The organism is Pseudomonas abieticivorans (assembly GCF_023509015.1).
Lineage (GTDB): Bacteria > Pseudomonadota > Gammaproteobacteria > Pseudomonadales > Pseudomonadaceae > Aquipseudomonas > Aquipseudomonas abieticivorans.
The window spans coordinates 5,276,703-5,296,580 of the sequence record NZ_CP094975.1 but is presented as its reverse complement, the minus strand read 5'-3'; the positions used below and the strand labels follow the sequence as shown (position 1 = coordinate 5,296,580).

The window sequence follows — 19,878 nt, the reverse complement described above, 5'->3', positions numbered from 1 at the left end:
TCATTGTTCTTTTGTTCATTGCGTATGCGCACTCACCGTTTCCCGAGCCCTGCCCTGGCGCAGGCGCTCGAACCACAGGTAGACCACCGGCGTTGTATACAGCGTCAGCACCTGCGACACCAGCAGGCCGCCGACAATGGCAATGCCCAGGGGCTGGCGCAACTCCGACCCAGGACCATGGCCGAATGCCAAGGGCACTGCGCCCAGCAAAGCCGCCAGCGAGGTCATCAAAATCGGCCGCAAGCGCAGCAGGCAGGCTTCACGCACCGCCTGCGCGGGGCTCATGCCGCTGGCCTGGGCCACCAGGGTGAAGTCCACGATCATGATCGCGTTTTTCTTGACGATGCCGATCAACAGGATAATACCGATCATGCCCAGCACCGACAGGTCATGGCCACTGAGCATCAACGCCAACAACGCGCCAAAGCCTGCCGAAGGTAAGGTGGAGATGATTGTCAGCGGGTGGATGGCATTTTCGTACAGCACGCCCAGTACGATGTACACCGTGAGAATCGCCGCCAGGATCAGCCAGGGCTCGGACTTAAGCGAGTCCTGAAAGGCCTGGGCCGCGCCCTGGAAGCTGGCATTGACGGTGTCCGGCAAGCCGGCTGCCAGGGATGCCTGGTTGATCGCCCCGACTGCCTCGCTCAGGGCATGGCCAGGCGCCAGGTCAAAGGACAGGGTAATCGCCGGGAAGATGCCCTGGTGGTTGATGACGATGGGCACCAGCTCCCGGTGGATGCTCGCCAGCATGTTCAGCGGCACCAAGGCACCGTTGTCGGCCCGCACGTACAGGTGCTCCAGGGTCGACAGCGACACCTGCCATTGCGGGTCCAGTTCCAGGATCACGTGGTTCTGGTCCAACTGGGTGAACATCGTCGCCACCTGGCGCTGGCCGAAGGCGTCGTACAGCACGTCGTCGATGGCCTGCACCGACACGCCCAGGCGCGAGGCCGTGGCGCGGTCGATCTGCAGGGTGGCCTGGGGGATGCCGCTCTGCTGGTCGGAGGTCACATGCACCAGCTGCGGCAGGGCTTGCAGGCGCTTGAGCAGTACCTCGCTCCAGTGGTTCAGTTCGGCGGTGTCGGGGTCTTGCAGGGTGTATTGATACTGGGTCTTGCTGGCCCGGCCGCCGATCTGGATGTCCTGGTTGGCCTGCATGTACAGCTTGATACCCGGCACCCGGTTCAACGCCGGCTGCAGCCGCGCGATGACCTGGGCGGCGCTGGCCGTACGCTCGGCAAACGGCTTGAGGTTGACCATCATCTTGCCTTGGCTGATGGTGGGATTGGCACCAATCCAGAAGTACACCTTGGCCACGGCCGGGTCCTGGCGCACGATCTCGGCCAGGCGCGAGACATCGGCACGCATGGCCGCCGGCGATGCATCGGGCGCGCCCTCGGCGATGGCGGTGATCAAGCCAGTGTCTTGCTGGGGGAAAAAGCCCTTGGGTATGCCGGTGTACAGAAAGCCTGTGGCCACCACCGTGGCAATCGCCACGGCCAGGGTCAGGCGCTGATGGCCGAGCACCCAGTCCAGGCTGTCGCGGTAGCCGTCTTGCAGGGCCATGAAGGCGCGCTCGCAAGCCTGGGCCAAGCGCCCCTCCTCGCCCGCCTCGGCGTGGGGTTTGAGCAACCAGGCGCACAGCATGGGTGTCACGGTCAGGGAAACGATGCACGACATCACGATCGCGACGCTCACCGTCACGGCGAACTCACGCATCAGGCGGCCAACAATGCCGCTCATCAACAGGATGGGCAGAAACACCGCGATCAAAGACACGGTCATCGAGACGATGGTGAACGCCACTTCGCGCAGGCCCTCCACCGCCGCCTGCAACCGCGACTTGCCCATCTCCAGGTGGCGCACGATGTTTTCCATCACCACGATGGCGTCGTCCACCACAAAGCCCACGGCAATCGCCAGGCCCATGATCGATAGGTTGTCCAGGCTGTAGCCCAGCACGTACATCACCGCGAAGGTGGCCAGCAACGACAGCGGGATGGTCATGGCCGGGATCAGCGTGGCCGTGGCCTTGCGCAGGAACACGAAAATCACCACCACGACCAGGGCGATGGACAGCAACAGGGTGAACTGCACGTCGTTCACCGAGGCCTGGATGGTTTGGGTACGATCGCCCACCACCTGCACCTGCACGTCGGCCGGCAACGACGCCATCAGCGTGGGCAGGCGTGCCTTGATGTGGTTGATGGTGTCCAGCACGTTGAAGCCCGGCTGCTTGTGGATGTCGGCGATCACCGTCGGCTGCCCGCCGATGTCGGCCGACTGCTCGGTGTCTTCGGCGCTGGCCACCACCTCGCCCAGGTCGCTGAGTTTGATCGGCACGCCACTTTTGTACGCCACCACCTGGTCACGGTAGTGCTGGGGGTCGAGCAACTGGTCGGTGGCCCCCAGGGTGATGGAGCGGCCAGGGCCATCGAGGTTGCCCTTGGGCTGGTCGAGGGTGCTGATGCCGACGATGCTGCGCACATCCTCCAGCGTCAGGCCGCGGGCCGCCAGGCGGTCCGGGTCGATGCGGATGCGCACGGCTGGTTTTTGCTCGCCGTGGAAGTCGATCATGCCCACCCCAGGCATCTGCGACAGTTGCTGGGCCAGGTAGTTGTCCGCGTAGCGGTCCAGCTCCGGCAAGGTACGCACCGGCGAGGTCAAGGCCAGGGACAGCACCGTGGCTTCGGTGGGGTTGACCTTGTTGAAGGTCGGCTGGCTGGTCATGGTCTTGGGCAGGTTGGAGCTGGCCGCATTAATGGCCGCCTGTACATCCTGCGCCGCGCCGTCGATGTTGCGCGACAGGTCGAACTGCAGGGCGATCTGGGTTTTGCCGGCGGCGCTGGACGAGGTCATGGAGGTCACCTGTGGCACGGCGGCAAAGGCCCGTTCAAGCGGTGTTGCCACGGAGCTGGCCATGGTCTCGGCGCTGGCCCCGGAAAGCTTGGCGGTGACCTGGATGGTGGGAAAGTCCACGGTCGGCAGCGGCGCCACGGGCAGGTTGAAATACGCCGCGCTACCCAACAGCAATACGCCCACCGCCAATAGGCTCAGGCCCACGCGACGCGGGATCAGGCTGGCCAACCCGTTCATCGCCCTACCCCCTCGTCGCTGGCCTGGGCCATGGCGTCGCTGTCCACGCCGGTGACTTTGACGCCCGGAGCGATGCGCGACTGGCCCACGGTGACCACGGTCTCACCGGGCTTTAGCCCATCGCGAATCCATTGCTGGCCATCCACCACGACATTCGATGCACGGACCTTGCGCGGTTGGGCCTGCTGGTGGGCATCGACCACGTACACGTAATCGCCGTCGCGGCCCAGTTGCACCGCGCTGACGGGCACCACGGTGGCGCTCTTTTCGGTGTCCAGCAGCAACCGCGCGCTGACCAGCTCGCCGGGCCACAGTTGGTTCTGGCCATTGTCGAACTGCGCCTTGAGCTGCACTTGGCCGCTGGCCGTGGCCACTTGGCTGTCGATGAAGCTCAAGCGCCCACGGGTGATCTCACGGCTGCCGTCACGACTCATGGCCACCACCTGCAACGGGTGCTTGGCGTTTTGCGCGAGGATCTGCGCCAAATCGTCCTGGGACACGGCAAACGCCACGGTGATCGGGTTCATCTGGGTCAGCGTCACCAAGCCACTGGCCTCCGCGCCGTGGACGATGGCACCCACGTCCAGCAAGCGTTGGCCGGTGCGCCCGGTAAAGGGGGCGCGCACCTCGGTAAAACTCAATTGCAGGCGCGCGTTTTCCAGCGCCGCCTGGTCGGCCTGCACCGTCGCGACCTGTGCGGCCAACTGGGCCTTGTAGGTGTCCACGTCCTGGGTCGGGCCGGCTTTCGCGTCGGCCAAATGCACCGCACGGTCCAGGCTGACCCGCAGGTTGGCCAGTTGCGCCTGGTCCTTGGCGACCTGGGCCTGGGCCTGGGCCACCTGGGCCTGGTAGGTGCGCGGGTCAATCTGCGCCAACAGGCTACCTGCCGTCACCATCTGGCCTTCTTCGAACAGCACGTTTTGCAGCTCGCCGTCGGCGCGCACGCGCACGTTCACGCTGTTGAGCGGTTGCACGTTACCGATCGCCGACAACCACACCGGCAGGTCCATCTGGCGGGCGGTTTGCACATGCACCGGCACTGCCTGCGCTTGAGCCTTGGGGGCGGCAGCTTGGGCATATTGCAGCCAGCCATAGTGACCGGCGCCGATGGCCAGCAACGCGGCCAGGCCCAACAGCGACACGCGCAGGGTACGGGAGGTGGGAAGGCTCATGGCTGGGCATCCTGGGTGACGGGGTTGGAAGCAAGGGCAGTGCCTGGCGCGGCGGTAAAGTCGCCGCCCAGGGCGCGAAACAGGCCCACGGCGGCTTGCAAGTGCTGCAGGCGCACTTGCAACAGGGTGTCTTCGGCCTGGTACTGGGTACGCTCGACGATCAGCAGGGTCTGGAAATCCGTGGAGCCCAGGCGATAACGCACCTGCGCCAGGCGCGCCGCTTCGCGCGCCGAGGTCACTGCGGCCTGGTTCAGCGCGTAGCTTTTGTCCAGCTCTTGGGTGGCGCTGATTTGGGTTTGCACGTCTTGCACCGCCTCGATCACCGACTCTCGGTAACTGGCCACCAGCTCACGCGCATGGGCTTGGTCCAGGTGCAATTGGCCTTTGAGTTGGCCGCCGGCGAACACGGGCTGGCCGAGGGTGCCGATGGCGCTCCAGACCTGCCCGCCGGCCAGGGTGTCGAGGCCACCCAGCAGGTCCAGCGACAGGTTGGGCAAAAAGGCTGCGCGAGCCACGCCAACGTCGAAGTTCGCCGATTGCAGGCGCGCCTCGGCGGCCTGGATATCTGGGCGCTGGCGCAGCAGGCCGATGGGCAAGCCGGCCGACGGCGCGGGCACCTGCACGCTGTCCAAGGCGGTGTCGTGCAGGCTGAAACCTTGCGGGGATGCGCCGGTCAACACGGCCAGTTGGTACAGCGCCTGGTCACGCTGTTGGCGCAGCGGCGGCATGGCCGCCTGGAAGGTTTGCAGGGCGTTGCGTTGTTGTTCAACCTCAAGGTTGGACACCGCGCCCTGGCTGGCTTGCACCTGAACCAGGTCCAGCACTTGCTGCGCGTCATCGGCGATCGATTGCGCCAGCTTCAGCCGTTCCTCCAACGACAAGACCTGGAAGTAGGCGTTGGCGATGTCGGCGCCCAAGGTCATGCGCAGGGTCTGGGCGTCGAACACGCTGGCACGGGCCAAGGCCTGGGCCGAGTCCGCCGCGGCCCGCTGCTTGCCCCAGAAGTCAACCTCGTAGGTGGCCTCGGCGAACACGCTGCGCTTGGCCGTGGTGCCATAGTTGTTCTGTCGTTGAAAGTTGCCGCCCAGGTTCCATTGCGGGTACTGCGCGGCCCCCGCGACCTGCGCCGAAGCCTGGGCCTCGTCGATGCGTGCCTTGGCCGCCTGCAAGCTGAAATTGCCGCCCAGGCCCTTATCGACCAGTTGGTCCAATTCGGTACTGTGGAACTCTTGCCACCACTGGCCGCCGGGTGCGGGCGCACTGTTCAGCGCCTGCCCTGCCGTCCAACTGCCGGTCACCGGCACGCTGGGTTGATGATAGGTTGGCACCAACGAGCAACCGCCCAGGGCCACGGCGAGCCACAGGCAACAGGGTTTGAGCAGGGCTAACCGCAAGGGTACGGCAGACATGGGCGTGGGGTTCTCCGTCAAGGCCTGTGCGGACGATGTCCACGAATGCCCCAACGGTAACGCCGCCTCGCTGGCACGGCGTTCCCCGGCAGGTAAACTTAAATTTAACCGGCGCTGACCGCGGCTTCGTCAAGGCTATAGCCTGCCCCGGCCACCGTGCGAATCAGCGACCGTTCAAAGCCGGCATCGAGTTTGCGGCGCAGGCGGTAGATGTGTTTGTCGATGACGTTGTCATTGGGGTCGAAGGCATAATCCCAGGCGCTTTCGAGCAGCATGTCGCGGGTCACCACTTCGCCGCTGTGGCGCATCAGCTTGGCCAGCAACAGCGACTCGCGGTGCTGCAGGGCAATTTCGCGGCCCTCGCGCCGGGCGGTGCGTGCGGCGCAATCGAGCTCTAACTGGCCCACCCGCAACACCTGCCCTGCGCCCTGGGCGTGGGTCTTGCGCAGCAGCGCATCCAGGCGCGCCAGCACCTCGACAAAGGCATAGGGTTTGGCCAGGTAGTCATCGGCACCGGCGCGCAGGCCTTCGACGCGTTGCTCGGTGGACGCCAAGGCACTGAGCATCAGGATCGGGGTGTGCAGGTCATCGGCCCGCAGTTGCCGCACCAGCGCCAGGCCATCGAGGCTGGGCAGCTTGCGGTCGATGATCAGCGCATCGTAGATACCCTCCTCGGCCATCTCCAGGCCCTGGCGGCCATCGGCGACGCTGTCCACCACATGCCCGCTTTCACTCAGGCCACGCACCAGATAACCTGCTGCCAGGGTGTCATCTTCGATCACCAATATCCGCACGGCCATGTTCCTGTATCTAAACTTTAATTTAGCAAGCGACGACCTGCCTGCCGGGCCGTAGTGGGCACACTATGCCATCTGCCGCCGAGGAAAGCCCATGACACATGTTCTGGTTGTCGAGGACGACCGCACCACCGCCCGCGAAATCGAAGCGGCCCTGCAGGATCACGGTTACCAGGTGACCGTTGCCGAAGATGGCCGCCAAGGCATCGTTCAGGCCCTGAGCGCAAGCTTCGACCTGGTGGTGCTGGACCGTATGCTGCCAGGTGCCGTGGACGGCCTGGGCGTGCTGACGGCCTTGCGCGCCTCGGGCGTGACCACCCCGGTGCTGATCCTCAGTGCCCTGAGCGCGCTGGATGAGCGCGTGCGTGGGCTACGCGCCGGCGGCGACGACTACCTGACCAAACCCTTCGAGTTCATTGAGCTGACCGCGCGCCTGGACGCCCTGCTGCGCCGTCGCGGGCTGCCGGTGAGCGCCGAGCAACCCAACCAGTTGAAGGTCGGCCCCCTGCTGATCGACTTGCTGCGCCGCAGCGTGACACGCGGTGAGCGCCCGGTCGATTTGCTGCCGCGCGAATACGCTCTGCTCGAACACCTGGCCCGCAATGCTGGCCAAGTGGTCACCCGCACCATGCTCTTCGAGGCCGTGTGGAACTACAGTTACGACGAGCGCACCAACGTGATCGAAGTGCACATCGGCCGCCTGCGTCGCAAGATCGACGCCGACGGCGAAACGCCGCTGCTGCAGACCATTCGGGGAGCCGGCTATGTCCTCCGTGCGCCTGAGTGAAATCCCCCGCACCAGCGGCTTTCGCACCGGCCTGATGTTCCTGGGGTTGTTTGGCTTTTCGTTTCTCGCGCTGTTTGGCTACATCTACTGGCAAACCGCGGTGTACCTCAAGGCCGAGGCCGACGTGGGGCTGTACCGCCAAGTGGAAAACCGCCGCGTGCAGTCGCCCCCATTGCGCCTGGAGGAAATCCGCAAGCACGCCCGCCAGGATGTCGAGGCGCGCCTGCCCCATTCGCTGTTCGACGCCCAGGGCAACTACCTGGCCGGGGCCATCCACCAATTGCCGCCAATCAAGGCCTACGACAAACCTGACGAATTCCGCTGGCTGGGCCCCCACCAGCACCATCGCCCTGTGCGCTTCATCGTCCACCGCCTGGAAGACGGCAACCAATTGTTGGTGGCCCAGGACGTGCACGATATCCATGAGTTCGACGAGTTGCTGGTCAATGCCCTACTCTCGGGCGGCGCATTGCTGTTGCTGGTGGGCCTGCTGGGGGCGATCTGGCTGGGCAACTCCACGCGCCTGCGGCTCAACGCCCTGAGCAACGCGATAAAAAGCATCATCGAGGGCGACCTGAGCCGGCGTCTGCCGGTGCGCGGCAGTTTTGACGACATCGACCGCATCGCCTCGGTGGTCAACGATATGCTTGATGAACTGGAGCGCTTGATGAGCGAGGTCAAGGGCGTGTGCGACGACATCGCCCACGACCTGCGCACCCCGCTGACACGCCTGATCGCAGGGCTTGAACGGGCCCAACGACGCGGCCTCAAGGCCCAGGACTACGCCCAAACCCTGGACGCGGCCCTGACCGAAGCCAAGGGCCTGCTGATGACCTTCCGCGCCCTGCTGCGCATCTCCGAAATCGAGGACAGCGCCCGCCGCAGCCATTTCGCCGCCGTGGACCTCAACCACATCGCTGCCGACGTCGTGGAGTTTTACGAGCCCCTGGCCGAAGAACGGCAGATCGACCTGCTGCTGACCTGCCAGCCCACCGAGGCGATGATCGCCGGCGACGCCCAACTGCTGTTCGACGCCACCTGCAACCTGGTGGACAACGCCATCAAATTTTGCCCGGACCAGGCCCGCGTGCACGTCACGGTGCAGGCCCAGGGCGACCACGTGCTGCTGCAGGTGGCCGACACCGGCCCCGGCATCCCGGCGCATGAACGTGAAGCGGTGTTTCGCCGCCTGTACCGCAGCGAAAGCAGCCGCCACACCGTGGGCAACGGCCTGGGCCTGAGCATGGTGGCCGCCGTGGCCCGCCTGCATGACCTGCAACTGGCGGTGAAGGACGCCGCCCCCGGCTGCATCATCGAACTGAGCGGCAAGGCCTTGCCCGCCGGACATATCCCGCAACATATGCTGTAGATGTTTTTACGAAATTTTACCTTTTGCCTTGTTAGTTTTCGCCGCCTCGGTGGGGCGCAATGCCCGTCGGCAAAAACAAGACAAAAGGAAATGTTCCCATGGGCTTCGTCAACACGGCACCTGCACGCTTTCTGTGGCTGGTCACCGGCACCTGGCTGGCGATCTTCGCCGTCACCCGCAGCGTGCTGCTGTTCAGCCACCTGAGTGAAGCCGGCGGCCCTGGCCTTGCGGTGTACCTGACGGGGTTGGTGTACGACCTGGCCTTTCTGGCCTACGCCGCCGTGCCCTTGGCGCTGTACGCGCTGTTGTGCCCGGCGCGCCTGTGGCAAGCCCGGGCGCACCGGCTGTGGCTGCAAGGCCTGCTGGCCCTGAGCGTGTTCCTGATGCTGTTCGTGGCCGTGGCCGAATGGCTGTTCTGGGACGAGTTTGGCGTGCGCTTCAACTTCATTGCCGTGGACTACCTGGTGTATTCCGACGAGGTGCTGAACAACCTGCTGGAATCCTACCCGATGGGCACCCTGCTCAGCGCGCTGGCCGTGGCGGCGGTGGTGGTGAGCCTGGTCCTTCGTCGCCCCCTGCAACGCACGTTCGCCGCACCCGTGGGTGATTGGCGCCAACGCCTGGCACTAGTGGCCAGTGTTGCCGTACTGGCCGGCGGCTGCGTGTTGTGGGTAGACCAGGACCAGCCGCGCGGCCGGGGTGGCAATGCCTACCAGAACGAGTTGGCAAGCAATGGCCCTTACCAGTTCTTCGCCGCCTTTCGCAACAATGAACTGGACTACGGCCAGTTCTACGCCAGCCTGCCCGCCGCGCAAGCGGGCGCCTTGATCCGCAGCGAACTGGCCCAAGGGACCGGCCCATTCGGCAACCCCGACCCGCTGGACATCCGCCGCCAGGTCACTGCCGACGGCCCTGTGCGCCGCCCCAACATCATCCTGGTGACCATCGAAAGCTTGAGCGCCAAATACCTGGGCAGCAACGGCGACACGCGGCAACTGACCCCCAACCTGGACTTGCTGCGCAAGCACAGTCTGTATTTCAGCAACTTCTACGCCACCGGCACCCGCACCGATCGGGGGCTGGAAGCCATCACCCTGTCGATGCCGCCCACCCCGGGCCGCTCCATCGTCAAACGGGTGGGTCGTGAAAGTGGCTTTGCAAGCCTGGGCCAACAGTTGCAGCACGTGGGCTACGACCCGGTGTTCGTCTACGGCGGGCGCGGCTACTTCGATAACATGAACGCCTTTTTCAGCGGCAACGGCTACCGCGTGGTCGACCAGAGCAGCGTCAACGAGGCCGACATTCACTTCAAGAACGCCTGGGGCATGGCCGATGAAGACCTGTACACCCAGGCCCTGAAACTGGCCGACGCCGACCACGCCAATCAGGTGCCCTTCCTGCTGCAACTGATGACCACCTCCAACCATCGGCCCTACACCTTCCCCGACGGGCGTATCGATATCCCCTCGGGCAACGGCCGCGACGGCGCAGTGAAGTACACCGACCATGCCATCGGTCAATTCCTGCAACAGGCGCGCAGCAAGCCCTGGTTCGACAACACCCTGTTCGTGTTCGTCGCCGACCACACTGCGGGCAGCGCCGGCAAGGAAGACCTGCCGGTGACCAACTACCAGATACCGCTGTTCATCTATGCGCCAAAACTGATCCCTGCGCGCGAAGATGCGCAACTGGCCAGCCAGATCGACCTGGCGCCTACCCTGCTGGGCCTGCTGAACCTGAGCTACACCTCGACCTTCTTCGGCCGCGACCTGCTCAAGCCCAGTTCACTGCCGCCCCGGGTGGTGATCGGCAACTACCAGCACCTGGGCCTGTTCGACGGCCAGGACGTGGCCATCCTCAGCCCACGACAAGGCTTGCGCCGGCACGACCAGGCGCTGAGCCAAAGCCAGGAAAGCGTGGTCAGCATTGACGACCCCCTGGTACGCCGGGCCATTGCGTATTACCAGGCGGCCAGCCATGGGTTCACGCAAGGGTTGTTGGATTGGGTGGTGCCTGCGGCGCCGTGACCGACACACGGGCGGCCTGGCGTCCCGCTTCATCCGCGCAAAGGCCGCCGCGAGCACGGGCAGCCTTTTTCACCCGCGCCCCCCTTGTAAAAGCCGCCAGCAAAACCTGCAAAACTGGTATTTCTGCCAGTAGCCGCCAGGCTTTTCGAGGTATTGAATAAGTGTCCATTGCCTAAAAAACACGGACACGCCCCCCATGAACATTGCCCGACTATTCCCTCGCTCGCGCCTGCAGGCCTTCAACGCCCCACTCGCCTCTCTGTCGGCGGAACAACTGCACCGGGCCGCCATCCCTGTTTCACCCCGCCTGCTGGCGCCGCTGGGCATCCCCATCGGCGAGAACATCCCGGTCATCGTCGACGACGGCCTGGGCAATGAGGTGCCGGGCCAGGCCGGGGTCAACATCGCCCTGCTGTCCAGCGGCAACGGCCTGCTGGTGCGGGTGCCCACCTGGTTGACCATGAACCAGGGCGACGTGGTCCATGTGTTCTGGGGCAGCAATTCGGTACCAGCGGTGTCCAAAATCCTCGAGCCGGAAGACGTCAACAAAGAAAACTTTCTGTACGTGCCGCACGCCGTCATCCAGGGCGGCCAGGCCAGCGTCTTCCACCGGGTGATCCGCACCGACGGCGGCGTGGCCGATGAGTCCACGCCCATTCAGGTGCTGGTCAAGCTCACCCTGCCCGGCGGCTACGACCCCGTGGCCGGCGAACCTGGGCATCAAAACCTGCTGCCACCCACGGTACCGGTCGACAAGGTGCTGCCAGAGCATCTGGTCAGCGGCCTGGACATCACCCTTGCGCGCTACCAGAACATCCGCATCCGCGACACCATCACCCTCAGTTGGGGCGGGCAGCCGGTGACCTACACGCTGACCCAGGCCGACATCGACGGCAACGCGCCGATCATCGTGCACGTGCCCGGCAGCGTGATCCGTGAGGCCAGCGACAGCCTGCGCCTGGAAGTCATCTACAAGATCATCGACGAGGTGCAAAACCAGTCCATCGACGGCAATGACCTGCCGTGGTCGATGGCCCGCTACGTCGAGGTGGAGGTGGGCCAGGACCTGCTGGAAGAGCCGTACAGCGAAGAGTTTTACCAAGCGGTCATCGACCTCGACGTGCTCGGCACCCGCGACCTGGACATTGAGATTTACCTGGCGCCAAGTCAATTCACCCCCGGCGATTCCGTGACCCTGACCTGGGCCGGGCGCACCGTCGACGATGCCCCGGTGGAGTTTGACCGAACCCAGACCGTGCCCGCTGGCCGGGTCATGCATTTCATCATCGAAAACGCCGAGGCGCGCAAACTGCCCAGTGGCCGCGTGCGCCTGAGCTACACCCGCACCAAAGCCAGCAACGGCAGTGTCAACCGCTCGCGCAGCGCCACCTGGCGCATCGTCGGCCAGGTGCTGGAGCTGCCCGCGCCCAGCGTACTCGAGGCTCGCGGCAGCGCGCTCGACCCGTCACTAACCTATGCCACCGTGCAGATCCCGCCCTGGCTAGGCATGTACGCCGGCCAACCCCTGACCATGATTTGGACCGGGACCACGCTGGGGGGTAGCCTGATCTATTTCGAGGACCATACCGCGGTGTCGAGCAACGAGGTCGATACCCTGATCGACCGCCTCACCTTCGCCAAAGACATCTTGCCCCTGGGCGGCAGCACCGTGCAGGTCTACTACCTGGTGACCATCAACGGCACCGTGCGCCAATCGGACGCCTTGACCCTGAACGTGGGTATCGTCCCGGGCACCTTGAAAGCCCCGAGCGTGCTAGAAGAGTTCGACGGCTACCTGGACCCTGAAAAGCTCATCGGCAACCGCGCTACCTTGCTCATCGAGCATGATGGCGTCATCCGGGCCAACGACAAACTAACCGTCTACTGGACCGGCAGCACCACGCGGCTGTACTCGGACAACACCCTGGCCGGCAGCGGTACCAGCAGCCAAATCTACATCCCCATCTCACAGATCAGCCCCAACCTCAATGGCCTGGTCATTGCCCTGTACCGCGTGGAGCGCGCCGGCGCGATCATCGGCACCTCGCGGGAATTGATCCTGCCCGTGGGCTCTGGCACCCAACAGCCGTGGTTGGCGCCCACTGTGGAGGATGCCAGCAATCTGCCGGCGAACCCGCTCGACCCGATCATTTCGGGGCCGCCGGTGCAGGACAACACGGCAACCGTCGTGGTGCGTGACAGTCGGATTTTGGCAGGCGATACCGTCGGGGTGGCGTGGATTTTGCCCGACGGCACTGGCCTGTCCGTGCCCTACCAGAACGCCGTGGCCGGCAGCGCGGGCCTGCCGGTGCCGGCGCTGGTGTTGACCCAAAGCATGGGCAGGATCGTGCAGGTGGGGTATGCGATTTACCGCGAGCCTGGGCAGCAATTGATCGGCACGTCAGCGGTGCTGGCATTGCAGGTGCTGCAGATGCCCTTCGGTGAACTGCCCGCCCCTGCCATAAGCGAGGCCGACGCTACCGACGTTCTGGACCTGGGCACATTCCAAGGGGATGCCACCGTCACCGTCGCCAAGTGGCCTCGCAGCGCCACGGGGCAACGGGTGTGGCTGGAGGCCCATGGCACCTTGGCGTCCAACAATGCCGCGATCAGAATTGAGCTTCTCACTCGGCAAATCACCCAGAACGAGGCCACCAATGGCTTGAGGGTGGCCTTTTCGCGCAACACGCTTGAATCACTCAAAGAAGGGACGCTGACCCTCAAGCTTTGGGTCGCGTACAATGGCGCCACCAGCAGTACCGAGGCCCTGGCGTTCCCCGAGGCCACCTTTACCTTGCGCCAAGGGCTTGTGAGCTTACCCGCGCCCACCGTCGTCGGGGCGCCCAACGGCAGCCTCAACCCGATCGACGCACTGAACGGTGCGACCGTGCGGGTGACCTACGCCGACATGCGCACCACCGACACCATTACCGTCACCTGGACGGGCACCCCAGGCGCGGGCACGCCCGTTATCGGCAGTAAACCCGGCCTGCTCGCGGGCACCGTGGAATTCGCCATCCCGGACAGCGCAGTAGGGGCAAACGTCGGGGCAACGGTCAGGGTGCGCTACAGCGTGTTGCGCGGCAACACACCCCTTGATTCGGCAGAATTGCCGTTGGCCGTCTCGACCATCCCCGCCACCTACTTGCCCAAGCCGGCCATCATTCAAACCAACGGCGTGTAGCCGAACAGGGCGCCGAGCCAAGCGCCCTGCCTCGTTGCCAGCCCCTGCAGGAGCGTCGGTTTGCCGCGCCTGCGGGGGGCTGGCCAAGGCACGCAAGCCTTGATCCAAGCGCCTCTGCCATGTTAAGTCTAAAAAGGAAACCCAAACTTCACGCAGGAAACCCCCTTTACCCATGCTCGGAATCACACGTATCCATCGCCCTGAAGGCTCACTGTCCGCCGCCCTGATGGCGCACCGTGAGCCTAACGTAAAAGACGGCGAACACGCCGCCACAGGGCCTGTCACTCCCCTCTGCACCCTCCTCGCCTCACCCCGCCGGCAACGCGTTTTGCCAGGCATTTGCACCGAACGGCGTCTGCGCCACGTGCCTCAACCTGCCTATTTCTGATCGTCAGCCTGTGCGCTGGTGCGTCAACCCGTCGCTTTTTTAAAGGAGCGTTTGCTCGCCCGGCGTTTGTGCCCGGCCAGCCCTCCCCCGTCACAAGGAGTATCAGCCCATGATTTTTTTCCAGGGGAAAAGAATATTCAGCGCCATCTTCGACATGGACGGCACAATGTTCGACACCGAACGCTTGCGTTTCAAGACGCTCAAGCAAGCCTCCAGCGAAATCTTCGGCAAGCCCCTCAGCGAACAGACCCTGATCGGCTCACTGGGCCTGAGTGCCAAGAAAGCCGAAGCCCTGGCCAAGGCCCACAACGGTGAAGACTTCCCGTATGCGCAAATCCGCCAGCGTGCCGACGAACTGGAACTTGAGTACGTGCGCAACCACGGCGTGCCGATCAAGGCCGGCCTGCTGGAAGTGCTGGAGCGCTTGCGCAAGTGCGGCCTGACCATGGCCGTGGCCACCTCCAGCCGCCGGGCCATCGCCGAGGAGTACCTGATCAACGCCAACGTGCTCAAGTACTTCGACATCACCGTGTGCGGTGACGAAGTCAGCCAGGGCAAGCCCCACCCCGAGATCTTTTTGCGCGCCGCCAGTGCGCTCAATTGCGAGCCCGACCGCTGCTTCATGGTGGAGGATTCGGAAAACGGCCTGCTCTCGGCCATCCGCGCCGAAGGCCAGCCGATCCTGATCGAAGACATCAAGCCGCCTGCCGCCGAGGTCAAGGCCGGTGCGCTCAAGGCATACGCCAGCATGCATGAGTTTCTCGCCGACCTCAGCGAATGCATCCCGCACCTGGGCACGCCCGAACTGAGCGAGCCGTTTCCGCAAGCACTGAACCAGTTTCGCGTGGGCATCCATGGTTTCGGCGCCATCGGCGGTGGCTACCTGACCCAGGTATTCTCGCACTGGGACGGTTACACCCGCCCTTGCGAAATCATCGCCGCTACCCGCTCGCGGATGCTGCGCGAAACCGTTTCGGCATTCGGCCGTTATAGCGTGCGCTATGGCGCCACGTCCTTCGACCAGACCATCGAAAACCTGCGCATGATCGACATGGACGACGCCGAAGCGGTGATCAACCTATACGACGTGGCCGAGATTGTCGGCCTGAGTTTGCCCGAACAGGCCATCCGCCAACAGGCCCACGTCATCGCCAAGGGCCTGGTGCGCCGCTTTGAACGCCGTGGCCGCGAGTTGACGATATTGATTGTGTTGAACAAGGTCGGCGGCGCCGCTTTCGTTCGCCGGCATGTGCAAGCCGAATTGGCGCTGCTGTGCTCGCAAGACATCAGCCGGCAAATCCTCGACAAGACCCATTTCGCCGAAACCGTGGTCAGCCGCATCGTCTCCAAGATCAGCAACGACGCCTTGGTGCGCCAGTTGCGAATCAAATCGCAGATGTTCCAGAACAGCATGGAAGACGAAGCCCCTGCGCGGAAAAAACCCAGCACGCCGGTGCCCGAGTACGAACGCCTGATCGGTCGCTTCCGGCCCTTCGCGCAATCGAGCAACGCGCTCAGCCAATTGCACCTGATTTTGTTCAACAGCGAGCCCGACATGCCGCTGTACGTGGAGCGCGGCAGCGATTTGCTGGAACGCTTGCGCCAGGTGAAAACGGTGGACGACATCGCGCAGATCCAGGTGATCAAGAACCGCCTGTGGAATGGCCCCCACGCGATCATCGCCTGGTACGCGAGCCTGCTTGGCTATTCCTGGGTGGGCCAGGGCATGGGCGACCCGCGTGTGGCGGCGCTGGCCGAACGCTTGATCCGGCAAGAGGTGGCACCGGCCCTGTTGGCCGACAATGAGCAGATGAACGAAGCCGTGGCCGGGTTCGCCCAAACCTTTCTGGAACGCTGCAAAACCTCATTCAAAGACCCCTGCGCCCGCGTGGCCCGCGACCCGCTGCGCAAGTTGCAGCGCGACGAGCGCATCCTGAGCAGCATTGATTTGGCCAACAAGCACGCCATCGATACCCCGGCCTTGGCCTACGGCACGGCATTGGCGATTCACTACGCCCTGCGCGCAAGCGACGGCAAGGACCAGGAGTGCCTGGTGATGAGAAAGCTGTACGAGGAGACGGGCAGTGTCGAGGCGGTGCTCACCCATACGGGCAGTTACAACGGCAAGCCCTACCTGGGGATGGACCCGGTCAATGATGCGGTGTTGATCGAGACGATCGCGGGGCATTTCGAGCGTTTGAAAGCGCCGGACTCGGGGCACTGGGAGTGGCCATTGCTGGCCACGGACCGGTAGCCCTGCCCACCCCAGCCCGCTGCCAGGGCTGGGGTGTGCGCCTTAGGCCGACAAATGCTCGTACAGAATGGTCGCGCCCACCAACATCAACACCACCCCGCCAAGGATCTCTGCCCGCTTGCCCACCACGGTGCCCAGCACCCGGCCCAGCATGACGCCAATGGTCACCATGGTCATGGTCGCCAGGCCAATCGCAGCGGCCGCCACAAAGATGTTCACGTCCACGAACGCCAGGCCCACCCCCACCGCCAGTGCATCAATGCTGGTGGCAAAGGCGGTGACCGCCAGAATCATGAAAGAGTGCTGCGAAGGTTTTTCCTCTTCCTCATCGTCGTGCTTCACGCCGTTGTAGATCATGTGCAGGCCCAGCACCAGCAACAAGCCGAAGGCGATCCAGTGGTCCCAGCTTTCCACCCAGCGGGTGGCAGCGTGCCCGATGGCCCAGCCGATCATGGGCGTGATGGCTTCGATCACGCCAAAGATCAAACCGGTGCGCAAGGCTTCGATCAGGCGGGGTTTGTGCAGGCTGGACCCTTTGCCGATCGCGGCGGCGAACGCATCGGTGGACATGGCCAGGGCCAGGAAGATAAGCGAAATAGGATTCACGGTGTACGTCCAGTCGGGCTATGAGTCAACGACACCACCACACGCCCGACTTTAGGCATGGAGGTGTCGCTGGTCTCACCAACCACGAATGGTGTTCGTACCACGGCAGGTTGCCGAGAATGTTGATACGAACGCTGCCAAAAGGCTTGGCAGCAGGTTACTCCCCAACGAAGTGGAGGATAATAGTCAGGGCAACATGAAAAATATGTTAAAGCCCTGAAAAAAATCAGATTTTAGTGTGCGCCAGGGCATAGCGCCGGCAATGCTCCAGGTAACCCTGTTCATGGCTGCCCACCAACTGCACCACACTGGACCACAGCCAGGACGGCGCCTCCAGGGTTTTTGAGCGGTTGAGTTGCAGGTCGCTGATCCAGGCTTTGCGGGTAACCTTGTCCATTTGCCGGGCGTGGGCCTGGCCCACCACGGTGGCCAGGTAACCGGCCGCCTGCATGGCTTCGCGCGCGCTGAGTTGGTCCAGTTCCAACTTCATGTCCTGGGGCAGCAGTTCGCGAATGAAAAACCCACGGTCCAGCAGCCGCGTCGCCAGCATCCGCTCACCCAGGCCCGGTGACAGGTGCCGAGCGCCCTCCACCACCCGACGGCCGTTGTCGCGCGGCATGTGGGCCCGGGCCGAACGCGGCGCGGCGGCACCAACCGCCTCCTTGATGTCGATCAGGCAATAGTCTTGCTCGTCATCGTCGCCCACGCCCAACAGCACGGCGTAGCGTGACAGGCCAAGCGAACTGCAGCCCTTGACCCAATAAGCGCAGTCGAGCATTTGCACCTCGTCATCCTTGGAGCGGCCTTTGAGCGCGGTCACCAGGCTGTGAATTTGCGTCGTGGCGCACAGGGTTTTCAGGGCGCTGCGCTCGGCTCGGGACAGCGACCAGAAGTGCTTGCCCAAGGGGATAGTCGGACGTGTGTCCTCGATGCGCTCCTCGGCCAAATGCTTCCAGGTGCGCTGCACGGCGCTGCGCATGCTCGCCTTCACCTGAGCCGGGCGGGTGGGTTGTTCACCGTCGTTGTCTGCAAAAGCCTGCTCATAGCCGCGCATCACCTCTTCAAGCATGCGTGCAGTGGTCACGCCGGGCAAGTCGGAGCCACGCGCGGCGGTGGCCAGCGACAGCGCCAGGCGCACCAGGTCGTGGGCGGGGTTGCCGATCACGGTCTGGTCCAAGTCGCGGATATGAATATCGATGCGGCCTTTCAAGTCGCCCGTGGGGCCCAGGTTGCCGGCGTGGCAGTCACCGCAAATCCACACCGGCGGGCCCTTGGGCAAACGCCGGCCGGATTGGCTGTGCAACCATTCGTAGAACTGCACCGTGCTGCCCCGCACGTAGGCGTGGGCCGACCTCGCCATTTTCAGAGTGCGCAGTTGCGCCAGGGGTTCCTGTCGAGCGGACGGGCGAGGTGTTTTCATGGGGTGTTCTTAAGGCGGAGGAACCCGGTTGACCCCTGGCGCGGCCAGATGTTTCAAAATATTACAATAGCTGCTCGCCCGGACGGCTTGTCAAAACCGAGGCTTGAGGGTTTTCCACTGCGGCTTATAGCGCTGCATTTGCCGCACATCGTCACGCTGGCGAATCCCGCACGTCAGGTACTGGTCATGCAGCTTGCCCAACTGATCATGATCAAGTTCCAGGCCCAACCCCGGCGCGCGGGTGATTTTCACGCAACCATCGACGATCGGCAGCTTGCCGCCTTTGATCACCTCTTCGTCCGGTTCCTGCCAGGGGTAATGGGTGTCGCAGGCGTAGTCCAGGTTTGGCACCGAGGCGGCCACGTGGGCCATGGCCATCAGGCTGATACCCAGGTGTGAGTTGGAATGCATCGACACGCCGACGTTGAAGGTCTGGCACATCTTGGCCAGCGCCTGGGTGTCACGCAGGCCGCCCCAGTAGTGATGGTCGGCGAGCACGATTTGCACGCTGTTGAGCTCGATGCTGCGGCGAAATTCGTCGAAGTCGGTGACCACCATGTTGGTCGCCAGCGGCAAGCCGGTGCGTGTATGCAACTCGGCCATGCCTTCCAGGCCCGGCGTCGGGTCTTCGTAGTATTGCAGGTCGTCACCCAGTAACTCGGCCATGCGGATGGCAGTGTCCACCGACCAGTTGGCGTTGGGGTCGATGCGCAGCGGGTAGCCGGGAAAGGCCTTTTTCAGGGCCTTGATGCAGGCCACTTCGTGCTCGGGCTCAAGGGCCCCGGCCTTGAGCTTGATGCTTTTGAAACCATACGCCTCGATCATGCGCCGGGCCTGGGCAACGATCTGCTGTTCACTTAAGGCCTCGCCCCAGCTGTCCGGCTTATAGGGCGCGTCGATGTGCTGCGCGTACTTGAAAAACAGGTAGGCACTGAACGGCACTTCGTCACGAATCGCACCGCCCAGCAAATCCACCAACGGCACATTCAGGTAATGGGCCTGCAGGTCCAGGAAGGCCACTTCAAAGGCTGAGTAGGCGTTGCTCACCGCCTTGCTGGCGTGGGAACCGGGGGCCAGTTCCGCGCCGGCCAGGCTGTCGGTCTTGTTCGCCGCCACGGTGGCTTGCACCAGGCGGCGCAGGTGGTTGAGGTTGAAAGGGTCCAGGCCGATCAACTGATCCTTGAGTTGCAACTGGATCGCCAGCGCCGGGGCATCGCCGTAGCTTTCGCCCAGGCCGATGTAGCCGTTGTCGCTTTCAATCTCGATAATCGAGCGCAGCGCGTAGGGTTCATGAATACCACTGGCATTGAGCAGCGGTGGGTCACGAAACGCGATGGGGGTGACGGTGACGCGTTTGATTTTCAAA

At 64.0% G+C, this 19,878-nt stretch carries 12 protein-coding genes and 1 riboswitch; of the genes, 5 read left to right on the top strand and 7 right to left on the bottom strand.

Annotated features, from left to right (window positions below; all coding sequences use genetic code 11):
• Positions 1-15: 15 nt before the first annotated feature.
• The 4 genes from L9B60_RS24095 to L9B60_RS24080 form a co-directional block, all read right to left on the bottom strand.
• A complete protein-coding gene (locus L9B60_RS24095) occupies positions 16-3,099 on the bottom strand; it encodes an efflux RND transporter permease subunit (RefSeq protein WP_249673474.1) in 3,084 nt (1,027 codons plus the stop codon).
• Entirely contained in the window at positions 3,096-4,271 is a 1,176-nt protein-coding gene (locus L9B60_RS24090; RefSeq protein ID WP_249673473.1) for an efflux RND transporter periplasmic adaptor subunit, read from the bottom strand. The genes L9B60_RS24095 and L9B60_RS24090 overlap by 4 nt, the downstream gene beginning before the upstream one ends.
• Positions 4,268-5,680, bottom strand: coding sequence for an efflux transporter outer membrane subunit (locus tag L9B60_RS24085; protein ID WP_249673472.1), 1,413 nt, complete (start codon positions 5,678-5,680; stop codon positions 4,268-4,270). Before L9B60_RS24085 ends, L9B60_RS24090 begins: the two co-directional genes overlap by 4 nt.
• Before the next feature lie 104 nt (positions 5,681-5,784).
• The gene (locus L9B60_RS24080; RefSeq protein WP_249673471.1) at positions 5,785-6,474 is read right to left on the bottom strand and encodes a response regulator transcription factor; all 690 of its coding nucleotides are present in this window, start codon (positions 6,472-6,474) and stop codon (positions 5,785-5,787) included.
• A 97-nt stretch (positions 6,475-6,571) separates the two neighbouring features.
• Here L9B60_RS24080 and L9B60_RS24075 point away from each other — a divergent pair, with 97 nt between their 5' ends.
• The 5 genes from L9B60_RS24075 to mtlD all read left to right on the top strand — a co-directional run bounded on the left by L9B60_RS24075 (position 6,572) and on the right by mtlD (position 16,486).
• The gene (locus L9B60_RS24075) at positions 6,572-7,264 is read left to right on the top strand and encodes a response regulator transcription factor (protein WP_249673470.1); all 693 of its coding nucleotides are present in this window, start codon (positions 6,572-6,574) and stop codon (positions 7,262-7,264) included.
• A complete protein-coding gene (locus L9B60_RS24070) occupies positions 7,242-8,633 on the top strand; it encodes a sensor histidine kinase (protein WP_249673469.1) in 1,392 nt (463 codons plus the stop codon). The genes L9B60_RS24075 and L9B60_RS24070 overlap by 23 nt, the downstream gene beginning before the upstream one ends.
• A 98-nt stretch (positions 8,634-8,731) precedes the next feature.
• A complete protein-coding gene (locus tag L9B60_RS24065; RefSeq protein WP_249673468.1) occupies positions 8,732-10,660 on the top strand; it encodes an LTA synthase family protein in 1,929 nt (642 codons plus the stop codon).
• Between the two features lie 196 nt (positions 10,661-10,856).
• Positions 10,857-13,844, top strand: a complete 2,988-nt coding sequence (locus L9B60_RS24060; RefSeq protein WP_249673467.1) for a hypothetical protein — start codon at positions 10,857-10,859, stop codon at positions 13,842-13,844.
• A 497-nt stretch (positions 13,845-14,341) separates the two neighbouring features.
• Positions 14,342-16,486 (top strand): bifunctional mannitol-1-phosphate dehydrogenase/phosphatase, encoded by a 2,145-nt coding sequence (gene mtlD, locus L9B60_RS24055; RefSeq protein ID WP_249673466.1) that lies wholly within the window; start codon positions 14,342-14,344, stop codon positions 16,484-16,486.
• A 42-nt stretch (positions 16,487-16,528) separates the two neighbouring features.
• Here the strand turns inward: mtlD and mntP are convergent, their stop codons facing one another.
• The 3 genes from mntP to L9B60_RS24040 all read right to left on the bottom strand — a co-directional run bounded on the left by mntP (position 16,529) and on the right by L9B60_RS24040 (position 19,877).
• On the bottom strand, positions 16,529-17,092 hold the full coding sequence (gene mntP / locus L9B60_RS24050) for a manganese efflux pump MntP (RefSeq protein WP_249673465.1): 564 nt from the start codon (positions 17,090-17,092) through the stop codon (positions 16,529-16,531).
• A gap of 9 nt (positions 17,093-17,101) precedes the next feature.
• Positions 17,102-17,270: riboswitch (yybP-ykoY riboswitch) on the bottom strand.
• A gap of 48 nt (positions 17,271-17,318) precedes the next feature.
• Complete coding sequence (locus L9B60_RS24045; RefSeq protein ID WP_249673464.1) at positions 17,319-18,512, bottom strand: DUF2252 domain-containing protein; 1,194 nt, start codon at positions 18,510-18,512, stop codon at positions 17,319-17,321.
• Positions 18,513-18,602: 90 nt separating this feature from the next.
• Entirely contained in the window at positions 18,603-19,877 is a 1,275-nt protein-coding gene (locus L9B60_RS24040; protein WP_249673463.1) for a glucarate dehydratase family protein, read from the bottom strand.
• Position 19,878 lies beyond the last annotated feature (1 nt).